This is a genomic window from Sulfuriferula multivorans, from assembly GCF_003851125.1.
GTDB lineage: Bacteria > Pseudomonadota > Gammaproteobacteria > Burkholderiales > Sulfuriferulaceae > Sulfuriferula > Sulfuriferula multivorans.
Genome location: NZ_BGOW01000035.1, coordinates 1 through 285, shown reverse-complemented (window position 1 = coordinate 285; position 285 = coordinate 1). Strand labels below are relative to the sequence as shown.

The 285-nt window shown below is 56.8% G+C and carries 1 protein-coding gene; it reads left to right on the top strand.

Annotated elements, in window-relative coordinates; all coding sequences use genetic code 11:
- On the top strand, nucleotides 1–285 hold a 285-nt coding region (locus EI185_RS14575), incomplete at both ends, for a transposase (protein ID WP_133372249.1).

Genomic DNA, 285 nt, shown 5'->3' with positions numbered 1-285 from the left:
GTAAAGGCGTGTGGGGCGGCATCGCACACGACAACCGACGATTTATCAATGCGGTATGCTGGATTTTGAGAACGGGTGCACCATGGCGGGATTTACCGCCCTCGTACGGGGACTGGAAGAACACGCACCGAAGGTTCTGCCGATGGCGTGACAACGGAGCCTGGGAGGCATTGCTGGAGCAATTGATCGATGATCCTGATTACGAATGGCTGATGATTGATGCCAGCCATATCAAGGTTCATCCGCACGCCACAGGCGCCCGGGGTGGCAATCAAGCCATGAGCC